Here is a 15,366-nt window from a genome sequence, read left to right on the forward strand (position 1 = left end):
CCCCTCAACGCCCACCGCGCGGGCACGATCAAGGGCATCACCGCCGAAGTCGGCGCCTCCGTCTCCTCCGGCGCCGTCATCTGCGAAATCAAGGACTGAGCTGCCGCGGGTACCCGCAGAGCTCCGACGACCGAAGAACGAAGGACTTGTCGGCATGAGCACCCTCACCCTGGCCCCCGTCTCCGCCGGGGAGGGGGGCCCGCGGGTACCCGCGTCGCTCCCCGCCCCCGCCCCGGTGCACCGCACCGTCGCGCGGCAGGCGGCCGTCCACCCCTCGCGCACAGCCGTCCGCGCCCACGACGGCGTCCTGACCTACGGCGGCCTCGACCAGCGGGCCAACCACCTCGCGCACCGGCTGCGGGCGCACGGCGTACGGGACCGCGACACCGTCGCCGTGTGCCTCGAACCCTCCGCCCGCCTGCTCGTGGCCGTGCTCGGCGTCCTCAAGGCCGGTGCCGGCTACGTCCTGCTCGACCCGGCCCACGTGCGCAGCGGCAGCGCTCTGCCGCTGCTGTACGCCAGTGGGGCCGGGGTGGTCGTGACGCAAGAACTGTTCGCGGGGGTTCTCGGCGGCGGCCGGGTGACCGTGCTCCCCGACGTCACCCCCGCCTCCTCCACCGCCGTCCTCCCGCCGGCCTCGGACGTCACGCACGCCGACACCGCCTACGTCCTGCCCGTCCGGGGCGACCGGGGCGTGAGCGTGCCGCACACCGTCATCGGCCGCCTGGCCGCCGACGGCCGCTTCCTGCCGGTCACCGCCGGCGACGTGGTCCTGCAGTACGCGCCCGCGGTCGCCGACGGCACCGCCCTGGCCCTGTGGGCGCCGCTCATGGCCGGGGCGCGGCTGGTCCTGCCCCCGCCCGGCGAGCTCACCCCGTACGAACTGGCCACCCTCGCCCGCGAAGAGCGCGCCGGCATCCTGCGCGTGACCTCGCGGCACCTGTCGGACCTGATCGACGCCGGCGTCCTGCCGGGGCTGCGGGGGCTGCGCTGCCTCGTGGTGGCGGGCGACGCCCTGCCGCCGGAAGCGGCCGCCCGCGTCGCCGGTCTCCTTCCCGCGACGCGCGTGATCGAGACGGCGCGTCTCTGACACCACCCGCACCTGAAAGGGCCGGTACGGATTCCGTACCGGCCCTTTGCCTGCGCCCACCGCGACGGTGTCCGCCGGTGCCCGCCCCGCCCAAGGCCGGCCCGGCACCGCCGGACAGCGCGACCGGGGCCGTTCGTCATTGCGGCGGAAGGGAAGCCGCCCGACCGCAGCGCTACGGGCCGTCGCCCGCTCCCCGCCCCCACGGCGGAGACCGGCGGTGCCGGTTCTGCGGAGGCTGTCCGCATCGCCGGGCGTCCCCGGCGCGCCGGCACCGGGGACGCCCGGGCTCAGCCCGCTGCAGCCCCCTGCCGGCCGGCCAGCGTCCGCTGGACGTCCGCCTCGTGGTAATACGTGCGGCCCGTCCGGGTCTGCCGGCGCCACTGCGCCTGGCTCGCGTGGCGGTAGACGCTGCCGGGCGCGATGCCCCACAGGCGGGCGATGTCCGCGGCGCTGATCCACCGCGTTCCCGCCGCCGCCCGCGCGGCCGTCGCCGGCCGCACGCGCCGGCTCAGCTGCAGCCACTGGTGTCCCAGCCAGTGGTGCGCGGCGTCGGCGTCGCAGGTGATCTCGGCGGGCTCGTGCGGGGCCCGCGCCCGTACCGTCGCGGTCAGCGAACCCGTGCAGCCGGGCTCCACGCACCCGCCCACCGTCATCTGCCGGGCGGCGTCCGGGTCGATGACCCGCCGGGCCCTGCGCACCACCCGTGCGATCTCCTCGGAGAGCTCACCGGCCGCCGGGTGCGTGGCCAGCCACCCCACGTGCTGCAGCAGGAAGCGCGAGAGGGCCGCCGCGTCCCGGCGGGGGGCGGCCGCGCCGCGCTCCTGGACCACCAGCGCCGACCACGCGCCCAGTACGCCCATGAGGGCGGCCCGCACGTCGGCCGCCGTGGCGTTGAAGGGCATGCCCGGCAGGGGACCGCCCGAGACCTTCTCGCGTCGCGGCCCGGAGGCCCCCAGGGCCAGGGCGCACTCCTCGTACAGGTCGGGCAGCCGCATCAGCTCCAGCCCCAGCCGGGCCCGGCACGCCGTGCACAGCAGCGCGGGCGCCTGCGCGGGCCGCCGGTGCTGCTTCCCGCGCCCGGCCGCCTCCCGCGCCCGGCAGCCCGCACCGCGGCAGGGCACCTCGAGTCCGCCCGCTGCCCCGTTCACTTCCTGCATCTCTTTTCCCCCATCACGTTCCGGCCGTCCTCGACCGCCGGGAAATTCCCGGCGGGAGTCGTCCGTGCCTCGGTGACCGGCACGGGGACGGCGGCCGATACGGCCATGGCCGTGAGTCTGCCGGAGAAGGGGCCGGAATCCGCGTTCTTTTACGTGACCGCAGCGGATCTTGCCATCCGCTGACATGACTTCACAGGGACCTGAACAAAGGCCACTTGACCGGCCCGGGGCGGGTGAAGAATAGTTTTCGTAACGTCCGCAGAGCTGTCGGAAAATCCCGGAGCGCGGGGCGCAAGTAAGGCCCGCAGTGAGGGAAACAGGTCCCGTGAGCGGATCTTGCAATTCCCTGACAGTTTCTCATCAGAGCTTTGAGAAACCGCATCTTGACCCATGACGCGAAAGCTGAAGAAGCTGTTCGCCAGAGTCGCCGGACTGTTGCCGTCGATATCCGGCCGCCGATGCGGTTCCGCCAAGGAAAAACCCAACTGCAAGGAGAGGTCCATGGACGCTGCGGTGATTGTCGCAGGCGCCGGTCCGGCCGGGCTCATGCTCGCCGGCGAACTGCGGCTCGCAGGGGTGGAGGTCATCGTCCTGGAGCGGCTCGCCAAGCGCACCGGGGAATCCCGCGGGCTGGGCTTCACCGCCCGCACCATGGAGATCTTCGACCAGCGCGGTCTGCTCTCCCGCTTCGGCGAGGTCGAGACCAGCAACGTCGGCCACTTCGGCGGTCTGCCCGTCGACTTCGGCGTCCTGGAGGGTGCCCACCAGGCCGCCAAGTCCGTTCCCCAGTCCCACACCGAGACGGCGCTGGAGGAATGGGTCACGAGCCTCGGCACCGACCTGCGCCGCAGCCACGAGCTGTTCTCGGTCAAGGACACCGGGGAGGGCGTCGAGGTCACGGTGCGCGGCCCCGAGGGCGAGCACACCCTCACCGCCCGCTACCTGGTCGGCTGCGACGGCGGCCGGAGCCTGATCCGCAAGGCGGCCGGCTTCGACTTCCCCGGCACCGCCGCCACGATGGAGATGTTCCTCGCCGACGTCCGCGGCCTCGACCTCGAACCGCGCATGATCGGGGAGACGCTCCCCGGCGGCATGGTGATGGTGGGCCCGCTGCCCGGCGGCATCACCCGCATCATCGTCTGCGAGCGCGGCACCCCGCCCCAGCGCCGCACGACGCCGCCCTCGTACGAGGAGGTCGCGGCCGCCTGGAAGCGCCTGACCGGCACGGACATCTCGCACGGCGAGCCCGAGTGGGTGTCCTCCTTCGGCGACGCCACCCGCCAGGTCACCGAGTACCGCCGGGGCAACATCATCCTGGCCGGCGACGCCGCCCACATCCACCTGCCGGCCGGCGGCCAGGGCATGAACACCAGCATCCAGGACGCGGTCAACCTCGGCTGGAAGCTCGCGGCCGTCGTCAAGGGCAAGGCCCCGGCGGGCCTCCTCGACACCTACCACGGCGAGCGCCACCCGGTCGGGCAGCGCCTGCTGATGAACACCCGCGCCCAGGGCCTGCTCTTCCTCTCCGGCCCCGAGGTCCAGCCGCTGCGTGACGTCCTCACCGAGCTCATCGGCTACGAGGACGTCAGCCGTCACCTCGCCGGCATGGTCTCGGGCCTGGAGATCACGTACGACGTCGGCACCGGCACCCACCCGCTGCTCGGCAAGCGCATGCCGCGCCTGGCCCTGCGCACCGCCGCCGGCCGCGAGACCAGCAGCACCGAACTGCTGCGCGCCGCCCGGCCCGTCCTGCTCGACCTGGAGGACAACGCCACCCTGCGCGCCCGCGCCGCCGGCTGGGCCGACCGCGTCGACATCGTCACGGCCACCCCCCAGGACGTCACCGCCGCGAGCGGCCTGAGCGGCACCTCCGCCGTGCTCGTCCGCCCCGACGGCTACGTCGCCTGGGCCGCGCCCGGCAGCCACCACGACCTGACCATGGCCCTGGAGCGCTGGTTCGGCGGCCCGCTCGGCGCCTGACGCCCGGCCGTCACCACTTCGTCGTCACCCCACCGCCCTTCGCCCAAGGAGATCGCACCCTCATGCACAGCACCCTGATCGTGGCCCGGATGGAGCCGGGTTCCAGCGCCGACGTCGCCCGCCTCTTCGGCGAGTTCGACGCCACCGAGATGCCCCACCGCATGGGCACCCGCCGGCGCCAGCTCTTCTCGTACCGCGGCCTGTACTTCCACCTGCAGGACTTCGACACCGACAACGGCGGGCAGCTCATCGAGGAGGCCAAGAGCGACCCCCGCTTCATCGGCATCAGCGAGGACCTCAAGCCCTTCATCGAGGCCTACGACCCGGCGACCTGGCGTTCGCCGGCCGACGCGATGGCCACCCGCTTCTACTCCTGGACGGCCGCCAAGTGAACCGCCTTGTGAAGCCGTCCGCCGACACGATGGGAGGCGACCACTAGTGGGGCGCCGGGTAGTAATCACTGGAATCGGAGTGCTGGCACCGGGAGGTATCGGCACCAAGAACTTCTGGAGCCTGCTGAGCGAGGGCCGCACCGCGACCCGCGGGATCACCTTCTTCGATCCCTCGCCGTTCCGCTCCAAGGTCGCGGCCGAGGCCGACTTCGACCCCGAGCTCCACGGGCTCACCCCCCAGGAGATCCGGCGCATGGACCGCGCCGCCCAGTTCGGTGTCGTCACGGCCCGCGAGGCCCTGGCCGACAGCGGCCTGGACCTGGCCGGCTTCGACCCGCACCGCGCGGGTGTGACCATCGGCAGCGCCGTCGGCGCCACCACCGGTCTCGACAACGAGTACCGCGTCGTCAGCAACGACGGCCGCCTCGACCTCGTCGACCACACCTATGCGCCCTCGCACCTCTACAACCACTTCGTGCCCAGCTCCTTCGCCGCCGAGGTCGCCTGGGCGACCGGCGCCGAGGGCCCGGCCACCGTGGTCTCCACCGGCTGCACCTCCGGAATCGACTCCGTCGGCCACGCCGTCGAGCTGATCCGCGAGGGCACCGCCGACATCATGATCACGGGCGCCACCGACGCCCCGATCTCCCCGATCACGATGGCCTGCTTCGACGCCATCAAGGCCACCACCCCGCGCAACGACGACCCCGAGCACGCCTCGCGGCCCTTCGACAGCACCCGCAACGGCTTCGTCCTCGGCGAGGGCTCGGCCTGCTTCGTCCTGGAGGAGCTGGAGAGCGCGAAGAAGCGCGGCGCCCGCATCTACGCGGAGATCGCCGGCTACGCCTCGCGCTGCAACGCCTTCCACATGACGGGCCTGCGCCCCGACGGCCGCGAGATGGCCGAGGCCATCACCGTCGCGCTCGCCGAGGCCCGGATGAACCCCGAGTCCATCGACTACATCAACGCGCACGGCTCGGGCACCAAGCAGAACGACCGCCACGAGACGGCCGCCTTCAAGCTCAGCCTCGGCGAGCACGCCTACCGCACCCCGGTGAGCTCCATCAAGTCGATGGTCGGCCACTCGCTCGGTGCGATCGGCTCGATCGAGATCGCGGCCTCGGTGCTGGCGATGGAGAACAACGTGGTGCCGCCCACCGCCAACCTGCACACCCCCGACCCCGAGTGCGACCTGGACTACGTCCCGCTCACCGCCCGGGACCACCGCACGGACGCCGTCCTGACCGTCGGCAGCGGCTTCGGCGGGTTCCAGAGCGCGATGGTGCTGGCCCGTCCCGAGAGGAGCATGGCGTGACCGCCAAGGTAGTCATCACCGGCATCGGCGTCGCCACCCCCAACGGGCTCGGCGTCGACGACTTCTGGGCCGCGACCCGGATCGGCAAGAACGCCATCGGGCCCGTCACCCGGTTCGACGCCGCGCAGTACCCCTCCCGCCTCGCCGGCGAGATCCACTCCTTCACGGCCGAGGACCACCTGCCCAGCCGCCTCATCCCGCAGACCGACCGGATGACGCGCCTGGCCCTGGTCGCGGCGGACTGCGCCTTCGAGGACGCCGGCGTCAAGCCCGGCGACATCCCCGAGTTCGACATGGGCGTCGTGACCGCCTCGACCTCCGGCGGCTTCGAGTTCGGCCAGAACGAGCTCAAGAAGCTGTGGAGTCAGGGCAGCCAGTACGTCAGCGCGTACCAGTCCTTCGCCTGGTTCTACGCCGTCAACAGCGGCCAGATCTCCATCCGCAACGGCATGCGCGGCCCCAGCGGCGTCGTCGTCAGCGACCAGGCCGGCGGCCTCGACGCCATCGCCCAGGCCCGCCGCCAGATCCGCAAGGGCAGCAAGCTCATCTTCTCCGGCGGCTTCGACGCCTCGATCTGCCCCTGGGGCTGGGTCGCGCAGATCGCCGGCGGCCGCATGACCACCAGCGACCAGCCCGAGCGCGCCTACCTGCCGTTCGACGCCGACGCAAGCGGCTACGTGCCCGGTGAGGGCGGCGCCCTGATGATCCTGGAGGACGCCGAGGCCGCCCGCGCCCGCGGCGCCGCCAACATCTACGGCGAGATCGCCGGCTACGGGGCCACCATCGACCCCAAGCCCGGCAGCGGCCGCGAGAGCGGACTGCGCCGCGCCATCGAGACCGCCCTGGCCGACGCGGACCTCGCGCCCGGGCAGATCGACGTCGTCTTCGCCGACGCCGCCGGCAGCCCCGACCTCGACCGCGTCGAGGCCGACGCCCTCAGCGCCGTCTTCGGCCCCGGCGGCGTCCCGGTCACCGCGCCGAAGACCATGACCGGACGCCTGTACTCCGGTGCCGCACCGGTGGACGTGGTCTCCGCCGTCCTGGCCATGCGCGAGGGCCTGATCCCGCCCACCACCAACGTCACGCTCGCTCCCGAGTACGACATCGACCTGGTCACCGGCCAGGCCCGCACGGCGTCCGTGCGCGCCGCGCTGGTCATCGCCCGCGGACAGGGCGGCTTCAACTCCGCCGTCGTCGTCCGGGCCGTCGACTGAGGCCTGTCCGGCGGATCACGGCGAACGCGCCGGTTGCGGCGGCCGCAGATGCCGCCGGACCCTCGCCACGGTGGCCTCTCGCCGTTGCGGCGGGCGGTTTTCTTCCGCCGCGACGGCGAGAAACCACGACGTCGCCGACCGGCGGTGCCGAACCGGGCCGCAGCCCCGGCGAAGCTCCGTCGACCAGGTTCCCTTCACTTCCCGCGGCGGACAGCGTCGTCCGCCGCCCCCAGCTTCCTTACGTGTTCCAGGAAAGGACCGGCATGTCCCACCAGGAGTTCGCCCTCAACGACCTCAAGCGCATCCTCCTCGAAGGCGCGGGCGCCGACGAGGGCGTCGACCTCGACAGCGACATCCTCGACACCGACTTCGAGGAGCTCGGCTACGAGTCCCTGGCCCTGCTGGAGACCGGTGGCCGCATCGAGCGCGAGTACGGCATCGCCTTCGACGACGACGCCTTCGCCGAGAACCGCACCCCGCGCGCCCTGGTCGCGCACGTCAACGGCCTGCTGCAGTCCGCCGCCTGACGCACCCCCGCGCAGCACTCCGGGCCGGCCGCCCCCTTTCGGCGGCGGGCGGCCGGCCCGGCGCCCGCACCCCCTTCGCGTCCGTCCGTGACACCCCTCCACGGACGTCCCGCGCCCCCTTCCACGCATCCGGACGCCCTTCGCCGCGTCCTCACCATTGGAGCCACCCACCATGTCGCAGCACGAGCAGCGCGTCGCCCTCGTCTCCGGTGCCACCAGCGGCATCGGCCTCGCCGTCGCCCGCCTCCTGGCCTCGCAGAACCACAAGGTCTTCATCGGCGCCCGCAACGCCGACAACGTCGCCGCCACCGTCAAGCAGCTCCAGGACGAGGGCCTGGACGTCGACGGCACCACCCTCGACGTCCGCTCCCGCGAGTCCGTCCACGCCTTCGTCGCCACCGCCGTCGACCGCTTCGGCACCGTCGACGTCCTGGTCAACAACGCCGGCCGCAGCGGCGGCGGCGTCACCGCCGACATCGACGACGAGCTGTGGAACGACGTCATCGACACCAACCTCAACAGCGTCTTCCGCCTCACCCGCGAGGTCCTCACCACCGGTGGCCTGCGCGAGAAGAGCCGCGGCCGCATCATCAACATCGCGTCCACCGCCGGCAAGCAGGGCGTCGTCCTGGGCGCCCCGTACTCCGCGTCCAAGCACGGCGTCGTCGGCTTCACCAAGGCCCTCGGCAACGAGCTCGCCCCCACCGGCATCACCGTCAACGCCGTCTGCCCCGGCTACGTCGAGACGCCGATGGCCCAGCGCGTGCGCGCCGGCTACGCCGCCGCCTACGACACCTCCGAGGACGTCATCCTCGACAAGTTCCAGTCCAAGATCCCCCTCGGCCGCTACTCCACCCCCGAGGAGGTCGCCGGCCTGGTCGGCTACCTGGCCTCCGACACGGCGGCCTCCATCACCGCGCAGGCCCTCAACGTCTGCGGCGGCCTGGGCAACTTCTAGGCCCCGGCCCGGACCCCGCGCCCCCACCGCACCCACACCGTCACCCGAGGAGCAACCAGCATGTCGCAGACCGGCCTGCGCGAGGTGGAGCACGAGATCACGATCTCGGCCCCGGCCGCCGCCGTCTACCGCCTGATCGCCGACGTCGCCAACTGGCCGCGGATCTTCCCGCCGACCATCTACGTCGACCACGTGGAGAAGGGCGAGTCCACCGAGCGCATCCGCATCTGGGCCACCGCCAACGGCGAGGCCAAGAACTGGACGTCGCGCCGCACCCTGGACGAGAAGGCCCTCACGATCACCTTCCGCCAGGAGGTCTCCACCCCGCCGGTCGCCTCCATGGGCGGCACCTGGATCATCGAGGCCCTGGACGAGGGCACCTCCCGCGTCCGCCTCCTGCACGACTACCGCGCCATCGACGACGACCCCGAGGGCCTCGCCTGGATCGACGAGGCGGTCGACCGCAACTCCCGGTCCGAGCTCGCCGCCCTCAAGACCAACGTCGAACTCGCCCACGCCGCCGAGGAGGTGACCTTCTCCTTCGAGGACACCGTCCAGATCAACGGCTCCGCCAAGGACGTCTACGACTTCATCAACGAGGCGCACCTGTGGTCCGAGCGCCTCCCGCACGTGGCGACGGTCCGCCTGGAGGAGGACACCCCGGGCCTGCAGACCCTGGAGATGGACACCCGCGCCAAGGACGGCTCCACCCACACCACCAAGTCCTTCCGCGTCACCTTCCCCTCGCACAAGATCGCGTACAAGCAGGTCACCCTGCCGGCGCTGATGACGCTGCACACGGGCTACTGGACCTTCGCCGAGAACGAGGACGGCGTCGCCGCCTCCTCGCAGCACACCGTCGTCCTCAACACCGAGAACATCACCAAGATCCTCGGCCCGGACGCCGGCATCGCGGAGGCCCGCGAGTACGTCCACACCGCCCTCAGCACCAACAGCCGCGCGACCCTCGGCCACGCCAAGGCCTACGCCGAGCAGCGGGCCTGACCCATGGCCCGCACGTACACGGAAACCCAGGTGATCGTGGTCGGAGCGGGACCGGTCGGGCTGCTGCTCGCCGGCGAGCTGCGACTGGCCGGCGCGGACGTCGTCGTCATCGAGCGGCTCACCGAGCCCACCACCGAGTCCCGGGCCTCGACCCTGCACGCCCGCACCATGGAGATCCTCGACAGCCGCGGCCTGCTCGACGGCCTCGGCGCCGTGCCGCAGGAGACCCGGGGCCACTTCGGCGGACTCCCGCTCGACCTCACCCTTCCCACCCCCTACCCGGGCCAGTGGAAAGTCCCGCAGATCCGTACCGAGGAACTGCTCGCGGAATGGGCGACCGGCCTGGGGGCGGTCATCCTGCGCGGCCACGAGCTGCGCGGGCTGACCGTCACCGGGGACCACGCCGAGGCCGAGGTGGCGGCCGGCGGCGAGGTCGTACACCTGCGCGCCAAGTGCGTCGTCGGGTGCGACGGGGAGAACAGCACCGTACGGCGCCTGGGCGGGTTCGCCTTCCCCGGCGCCGGCGCCGGCCGCGAACTCCTGCGCGCCGACGTCGAAGGCATCGACATCCCGGGCCGGCGCTTCGAGCGCTTCCCCGGGGGACTGGCCATCGCCGCGCGGCGCCCCGACGGCGTCACCCGCGTCATGGTCTGCGACTTCGGCCGCACCGCCGAACCCCGCAGCGAGAACGTTGCGTTCCACGAGATCGCCGACGCCTGGAAGCGCGTCACCGGCGAGGACATCAGCGGCGGCACCCCACTGTGGGTCAACGCCTTCACCGACGCCTCCCGCCAGGCGGAGCAGTACCGCGACTACCGCCTCTTCCTGGCCGGCGACGCCGCCCACCAGCAGATGCCCATCGGCGGCCAGGCCCTCAACCTCGGCCTGCAGGACGCCTTCAACCTCGGCTGGAAGCTCGCCGCCCAGGTCCAGGGACGCGGCCCCGAAGGCCTCCTGGACAGCTACCACAGCGAGCGCCACGCCGTCGGGCAGCGCACCCTGAGCAACATCCGCGCCCAGGCCCTGCTCCTGCTCGGCGGCCCCGAGGTCGAAGCCGCCCGCGATGTCATGGGCGAGCTCATCGACGGGCACGACGAGGTCCGCACCCACCTCGCCGGCATGATCTCCGGCCTCGACGTCCGCTACGACGTGGGCGCCGGCGACCACCCCCTGCTCGGGCTGCGCCTGCCCCACTGGCCGGTGCGGACCGGCGACCCGCAGCACCCGGGCGAGGACTCCGCCGAGGACACCACGACCGCGGCGCTGCTGCGCCCCGGAGGCGGCCTCCTCCTGGACCTCACCGGCGACGCCGGCCACGGCGAGCAGCTGCGCTCCGCCGCGGCCCCGTGGTCCCACCTGGTCCGCACCGTCACCGCCCGCCCCACCGACCGCACCCCCGCCGGTGCCACCACCGTGCTGGTGCGCCCCGACGGCCACGTGGTGTGGGCCGCCCCGGCCGACGGCGCGCCCACCGAGGGCCTCACCCGCGCCCTCACCCGCTGGTTCGGCGAACCGGCACACCAGACAACCGCTCCAGCCACTCCAGCCACTCCAGCCATGAACGGGAGAACAGACATGGGCAGCCTCAGCGGCAAGACAGCGCTGGTCACCGGCTCCAGCCGCGGCATGGGCCGCGCCACCGCGATCCGCCTGGCCAAGGAGGGCGCCCTCGTCGCCGTCCACTACACCAGCAACAAGGACGCGGCCGACGAGGTCGTCGCCACGATCGAGAAGGACGGCGGGCGCGCCTTCGCCGTCCGCGCCGAACTCGGCGTCCTCGGCGACGTCCACGAGCTCTTCCTCGGCCTGGAGCAGGGCCTCAAGGAGCGCACCGGCACCACCACGCTCGACATCCTCGTCAACAACGCCGGTGTCATGGGCGGCGTGTCCGCCGAGGACACCACCCCCGAGCAGTTCGACCGGCTCTACGCGGTCAACGCCAAGGCCCCGTTCTTCATCATCCAGCGCGCCCTGAAGAACCTCCCCGACGGCGGCCGCATCGTCAACATCTCCTCCGGCCTCACCCGCGTGGCCAACCCCGAGGAGATCGCCTACGCGATGACCAAGGGCGCCGTCGAGCAGCTCGCCCGCCACTTCGCCAAGCTCCTGGGGCCGCGCAACATCACCATCAACAGCGTCGCCCCGGGCATCACCCGCAACGGCAACCCGGCCTTCGACATCCCCGAGGTCGTCGAGCAGATGGCGGCCCTGTCCGCCTTCAACCGCGTCGGCGAACCCCAGGACGTCGCCGACGTCGTCGCCTTCCTCGCGAGCGCCGACGCCCGCTGGATCACCGGCGCGTTCATCGACGCCACCGGCGGCACCCTCCTGGGCTGACCCCGGACGGGCCCCGCCCGGCGGATCCAGGGTCACGGCGCGGTCCGGCACCGCCGGTCCGCGCCGTACCTCCGGACCCGCGCTCGGAGCCCGACCGCAGGACCTCCGCAGGGCCACGGCACGGCACCGCCGAAGAGAAATCCCGCCGCGACGGCGAGCAGCCCCCACGGCGAGGTCCGGCGGAATGACGTCGCCGCCGCAACCGTCGCGCCAGATGATCCGTCGGAAAGGCACCCCGCAGACCATGAAGACGCTCCCTCCGCCCACCGCCGCCACCGCCCCCGCCGGGCGGATGAGCCGGCGCCAGTGGGGCCTGCTGCTCGTCCTGGCAGGCAACATGCTCATCGACGCCCTGGAGGTGTCGGTCGCCGTCGTCGCCGTGCCCTCCATCGGCGACGACCTCGGGCTGGCCCGCAGCAGCGCCCAGTGGGTCATGACCGGCTTCGCCCTCGGCTTCGGCGCCCTCATGCTCTTCGGCACCCGCGCCGTGGCCCTGGCGGGCCGCCGCCGCATGTACCTCCTGGCCCTGCTCGGATTCGCCGCCGCCTCCCTCCTGGGCGCCGTCACCGGCGATCCCGCCGTGCTGATCGCCACCCGCTTCGTCAAGGGCTTCTGCGCCGCGCTGACCGCCCCCACGGGCCTGGCCATCCTCAGCACCGCCATGCGGGCGGGGCCCGAACGCGACCGTGCCATCTCCGTCTACACGCTCTTCGGGGCGGGCGGCTTCACCGCGGGCCTCCTGCTCTCCGGCGCCCTGACCCCCCTCAGCTGGCGCTGGACCTTCGCCTTCCCCGCCCCCGTGGTCCTGCTCCTGTTCGCCCTGTGCCTGAAGCTCATCCCCGCCGACGAGACCCCCGAGGGCGCGGACCGGCACTACGACACCGCGGGCGCCGTCACCCTCGCCGGCGGATTGCTGGCCCTCGTCTACGGCATCACCGCCCTGCCCGGCCACGGCGCCGGCGACCCCCGTACGCTCGGCGCCCTCGCCCTGGCCGCCGCGCTGCTGGCCTGGTTCGCCCGCCACGAGCGCCGCACCCCCCGCCCGCTGCTGCGCACGGAACTGCTCGCCCGGCCCTCGATGCTGCGCTCCGCCGTCGGCGCCGCCACCCTCAACGGCTCCTACCTCGGCCTGCTGTTCCTCGTCAGCTACCAGACGCAGACCCTGTGGGGCTGGACCCCCTGGCAGACCGCCCTGGCCATCGTGCCCGCCAGCGCACCCCTGGCCGTCACCGCCCTGCTGTCCGGACGCATGGTCGCCCGCTGCGGCGCCCCGCGCCTGATCGCGCTCGGCGCCCTGCCGCCCCTGGCCGGGTACGTCCTCTACCTGCGCCTGCCGGGCGGGGCCGACTACGTCACCGCCGTCCTGCCCACCATGCTGCTGGTCGGTGCCGGCTTCGTGCTGTCCTTCGCCGCCTTGAACATGCAGGCCGTCTCCGGGATCCCCGCCGCCGAGCGCGGCGAGGCCAGCGGCGTCTACCAGACCGCCGTGCAGCTCGGCGCCGCCGTCATGCTCGCCGGGGTCGCCGCACTGCTGACGGCCTATCAGCCGGCCGCGGGCGCCACGGAGGAACAGGTCCTCGCCGGCTACCGGCCGGCCCTGGAGCTCATCACCGCGGCCGGCGCCCTGGGCCTGCTCACCGCCCTCACCGGCCTGGGCCGGCCGCGCACCCGCACCGCCGGGCCGGCCGCCGCACACCACCTGACCACCGCCCCCAAGGGGAAGCCATGACCCTCCTCGCGATCCCCGTCCCCGCCGACTGGGACCTCGACCTCGCCGACGACTACGACGACGACCTTCCGCCCGCCGGAGCCACCGCCCCCGAGCAGGACGTCGTCGCACCCGACCCGGAAGACCTCGCCGCCGTGGGCCGGGGCGAGCGCACCGCCCTGCTGGATGCCTACGTCCGCGGCGAGCTCGGCCGCGTCCTGCACGTCGCGCCCGGCAGCATCGACGTCGCCGGCCGCACCATGAACAGCCTGGGCGTGGGCTCCATCAACGGCCTCGAACTCCAGGCCCGCATGGAAGCCGCCCTCGGCATCGTGATCGACCTCCAGCGGTTGCTGCGCGCCAACTCCGCCGCCGAGCTCATCGACTGCCTCGCCGGCCAGCTGGGACCGGAGGACAGCCCGCACAAGTCCGCAGCCCGCCGCGGCACCGGCACCCCGGCGGCCGCCGCATGACCGCACCTGCCGTCGTCGAGGCGGGAGCGCTCGACCTCTGGCTGATCAGGAGCCCCGCTCCGGCCGACGCCGGGCTGCTGGACCTGACGGACCTGGACGAGGCCGAACGCAAGCGGGCGGCGTCCTTCATCCGCCCGTCGGACGGCATCACGTACACCAGCGCCCACATCGCCCTGCGCCGCATCCTCGGCGCCTACCTCGACATCCCCCCGCCGGAAGTCGCGTTCCTGCGCGAGCCCTGCCCGGGCTGCGGCAAGCCGCACGGCCGCCCCGCCGTCACCCTGCCCGGCCCGCCCCTGCACTTCTCCCTGTCGCACAGCCACGGCATGGCCCTGGTCGGCATCGCGGACCGGCCCGTCGGCGTCGACGTCGAACGCCACCCCCGGGCCGGCACCGTCGGGGTCTGCACCCCGTCCCTCCACCCCGGCGAGCAGGCCGAGCTCGACGCCCTGCCGGAGGAGGAGCGCCCCGCCGCCTTCGGGCAGCTGTGGACCCGCAAGGAGGCGTTCCTCAAAGGCCTGGGCACCGGGCTGAGCCGCGGGCCCTCCGTGGACTACCTCGGCCCCGACCCCGGCCGCAGGCCGCAGGGCTGGACCCTGCTGGACATCCCCTGCGGCCCCCGCCACCACGGCGCCGCCGCCCTGGCCGGCGGCGCCCCCGCCACGACCCGGCTGCGCCTGCTGCCCGCCGCCGCCCTCCACCACGGCGGCACCGCCGGGGTCCGGGCCGGCACCCGCGAGCCGGCGGCCGCCTGACCGCCGCGGGACGCCCGTCCCGCCGACCGGGCAGCGCCTCGGACACCGACACGTCACCACTCACCCACCGGAGAGAGCGAGAGACCATGCCCGTCGCCGGAAAGACCACCACCGCCACCGCTGCCGCCGAGGACGCCCCGGCCGCCGACCCGCACCGCGACTGGACCCTGCACGAACGCGTGGAGGAGCTCCGGATGATCCGGGACGAGGCCTACGAAGGGCCGGACCCGGCAGCGACCGAGCGCCAGCACGCCAAGGGCAAGCTCACCGCCCGCGAGCGCATCGCCCTCCTCCTCGACGAAGGCTCCTTCACCGAGGTCGAGACCCTCCGCCGGCACCGCGCCTCCGGCTTCGGCCTGGAGAGCAAGAAGCCGTACACCGATGGTGTGATCACGGGCTGGGGGACGGTGCACGGGCGGACCGTGTTCGTCTACGCGCACGACTTCCGGATCTTC

15 protein-coding genes are annotated in these 15,366 nt (G+C 73.3%); 14 read left to right on the forward strand and 1 reads right to left on the reverse strand.

Annotated elements, in window-relative coordinates; genetic code table 11:
- Positions 1-99, forward strand: a 99-nt coding sequence (locus IF61_RS37650) for a biotin/lipoyl-containing protein (RefSeq protein ID WP_342668036.1), incomplete at its 5' end; no start/stop codon positions are given.
- Positions 100-154: 55 nt separating this feature from the next.
- Positions 155-1,090, forward strand: coding sequence for an AMP-binding protein (locus tag IF61_RS0131425; RefSeq protein ID WP_052393330.1), 936 nt, complete (start codon positions 155-157; stop codon positions 1,088-1,090).
- A gap of 287 nt (positions 1,091-1,377) precedes the next feature.
- Here the strand turns inward: IF61_RS0131425 and IF61_RS33740 are convergent, their stop codons facing one another.
- Positions 1,378-2,247: a hypothetical protein gene (locus IF61_RS33740; protein WP_052393332.1), complete on the reverse strand. Its 870-nt coding sequence runs from the start codon at positions 2,245-2,247 to the stop codon at positions 1,378-1,380.
- A 501-nt stretch (positions 2,248-2,748) separates the two neighbouring features.
- Between IF61_RS33740 and IF61_RS0131440 the strand changes: the two genes are divergently transcribed.
- The 12 genes from IF61_RS0131440 to IF61_RS0131495 all read left to right on the forward strand — a co-directional run.
- Complete coding sequence (locus IF61_RS0131440) at positions 2,749-4,227, forward strand: FAD-dependent monooxygenase (RefSeq protein WP_030369959.1); 1,479 nt, start codon at positions 2,749-2,751, stop codon at positions 4,225-4,227.
- 62 nt (positions 4,228-4,289) lie between these two features.
- Complete coding sequence (locus tag IF61_RS0131445) at positions 4,290-4,619, forward strand: TcmI family type II polyketide cyclase (RefSeq protein ID WP_030369960.1); 330 nt, start codon at positions 4,290-4,292, stop codon at positions 4,617-4,619.
- A gap of 46 nt (positions 4,620-4,665) precedes the next feature.
- Complete coding sequence (locus tag IF61_RS0131450) at positions 4,666-5,934, forward strand: beta-ketoacyl-[acyl-carrier-protein] synthase family protein (RefSeq protein ID WP_030369961.1); 1,269 nt, start codon at positions 4,666-4,668, stop codon at positions 5,932-5,934.
- Positions 5,931-7,148 (forward strand): ketosynthase chain-length factor, encoded by a 1,218-nt coding sequence (locus IF61_RS0131455; protein WP_030369962.1) that lies wholly within the window; start codon positions 5,931-5,933, stop codon positions 7,146-7,148. Before IF61_RS0131450 ends, IF61_RS0131455 begins: the two co-directional genes overlap by 4 nt.
- Before the next feature lie 263 nt (positions 7,149-7,411).
- Positions 7,412-7,675 (forward strand): acyl carrier protein, encoded by a 264-nt coding sequence (locus IF61_RS0131460; protein WP_030369963.1) that lies wholly within the window; start codon positions 7,412-7,414, stop codon positions 7,673-7,675.
- Positions 7,676-7,847: 172 nt separating this feature from the next.
- Entirely contained in the window at positions 7,848-8,633 is a 786-nt protein-coding gene (gene fabG, locus IF61_RS0131465; RefSeq protein WP_030369964.1) for a 3-oxoacyl-ACP reductase FabG, read from the forward strand.
- A 60-nt stretch (positions 8,634-8,693) separates the two neighbouring features.
- Positions 8,694-9,638, forward strand: a complete 945-nt coding sequence (locus tag IF61_RS0131470; protein WP_030369965.1) for an aromatase/cyclase — start codon at positions 8,694-8,696, stop codon at positions 9,636-9,638.
- Positions 9,639-9,641: 3 nt separating this feature from the next.
- Entirely contained in the window at positions 9,642-11,975 is a 2,334-nt protein-coding gene (locus tag IF61_RS0131475; RefSeq protein WP_030369966.1) for an SDR family oxidoreductase, read from the forward strand.
- Between the two features lie 214 nt (positions 11,976-12,189).
- Positions 12,190-13,704: an MFS transporter gene (locus IF61_RS0131480; RefSeq protein WP_245684694.1), complete on the forward strand. Its 1,515-nt coding sequence runs from the start codon at positions 12,190-12,192 to the stop codon at positions 13,702-13,704.
- Complete coding sequence (locus IF61_RS33745; RefSeq protein ID WP_052393334.1) at positions 13,701-14,156, forward strand: acyl carrier protein; 456 nt, start codon at positions 13,701-13,703, stop codon at positions 14,154-14,156. The genes IF61_RS0131480 and IF61_RS33745 overlap by 4 nt, the downstream gene beginning before the upstream one ends.
- Positions 14,153-14,911, forward strand: a complete 759-nt coding sequence (locus IF61_RS0131490; protein ID WP_052393337.1) for a 4'-phosphopantetheinyl transferase family protein — start codon at positions 14,153-14,155, stop codon at positions 14,909-14,911. The genes IF61_RS33745 and IF61_RS0131490 overlap by 4 nt, the downstream gene beginning before the upstream one ends.
- An 86-nt stretch (positions 14,912-14,997) precedes the next feature.
- Positions 14,998-15,366: carboxyl transferase domain-containing protein (locus IF61_RS0131495; RefSeq protein ID WP_030369970.1), on the forward strand; the 369-nt coding region annotated here is incomplete at its 3' end.

It is taken from the genome of Streptomyces roseoverticillatus, assembly GCF_000719265.1.
GTDB lineage: Bacteria > Actinomycetota > Actinomycetes > Streptomycetales > Streptomycetaceae > Streptomyces > Streptomyces roseoverticillatus.

What these genes read in the sequence shown, in the direction of transcription:
- IF61_RS0131425 (WP_052393330.1), top strand. Translation starts at nt 155, where the DNA reads ATGAGCACCCTCACCCTGGCCCCCGTCTCCGCCGGGGAGGGGGGCCCG.
- IF61_RS33740 (WP_052393332.1), bottom strand. Translation starts at nt 2,247, where the DNA reads ATGCAGGAAGTGAACGGGGCAGCGGGCGGACTCGAGGTGCCCTGCCGC.
- IF61_RS0131440 (WP_030369959.1), top strand. Translation starts at nt 2,749, where the DNA reads ATGGACGCTGCGGTGATTGTCGCAGGCGCCGGTCCGGCCGGGCTCATG.
- IF61_RS0131445 (WP_030369960.1), top strand. Translation starts at nt 4,290, where the DNA reads ATGCACAGCACCCTGATCGTGGCCCGGATGGAGCCGGGTTCCAGCGCC.
- IF61_RS0131460 (WP_030369963.1), top strand. Translation starts at nt 7,412, where the DNA reads ATGTCCCACCAGGAGTTCGCCCTCAACGACCTCAAGCGCATCCTCCTC.
- fabG (WP_030369964.1), top strand. Translation starts at nt 7,848, where the DNA reads ATGTCGCAGCACGAGCAGCGCGTCGCCCTCGTCTCCGGTGCCACCAGC.
- IF61_RS0131470 (WP_030369965.1), top strand. Translation starts at nt 8,694, where the DNA reads ATGTCGCAGACCGGCCTGCGCGAGGTGGAGCACGAGATCACGATCTCG.
- IF61_RS0131475 (WP_030369966.1), top strand. Translation starts at nt 9,642, where the DNA reads ATGGCCCGCACGTACACGGAAACCCAGGTGATCGTGGTCGGAGCGGGA.
- IF61_RS0131480 (WP_245684694.1), top strand. Translation starts at nt 12,190, where the DNA reads ATGATCCGTCGGAAAGGCACCCCGCAGACCATGAAGACGCTCCCTCCG.
- IF61_RS33745 (WP_052393334.1), top strand. Translation starts at nt 13,701, where the DNA reads ATGACCCTCCTCGCGATCCCCGTCCCCGCCGACTGGGACCTCGACCTC.
- IF61_RS0131490 (WP_052393337.1), top strand. Translation starts at nt 14,153, where the DNA reads ATGACCGCACCTGCCGTCGTCGAGGCGGGAGCGCTCGACCTCTGGCTG.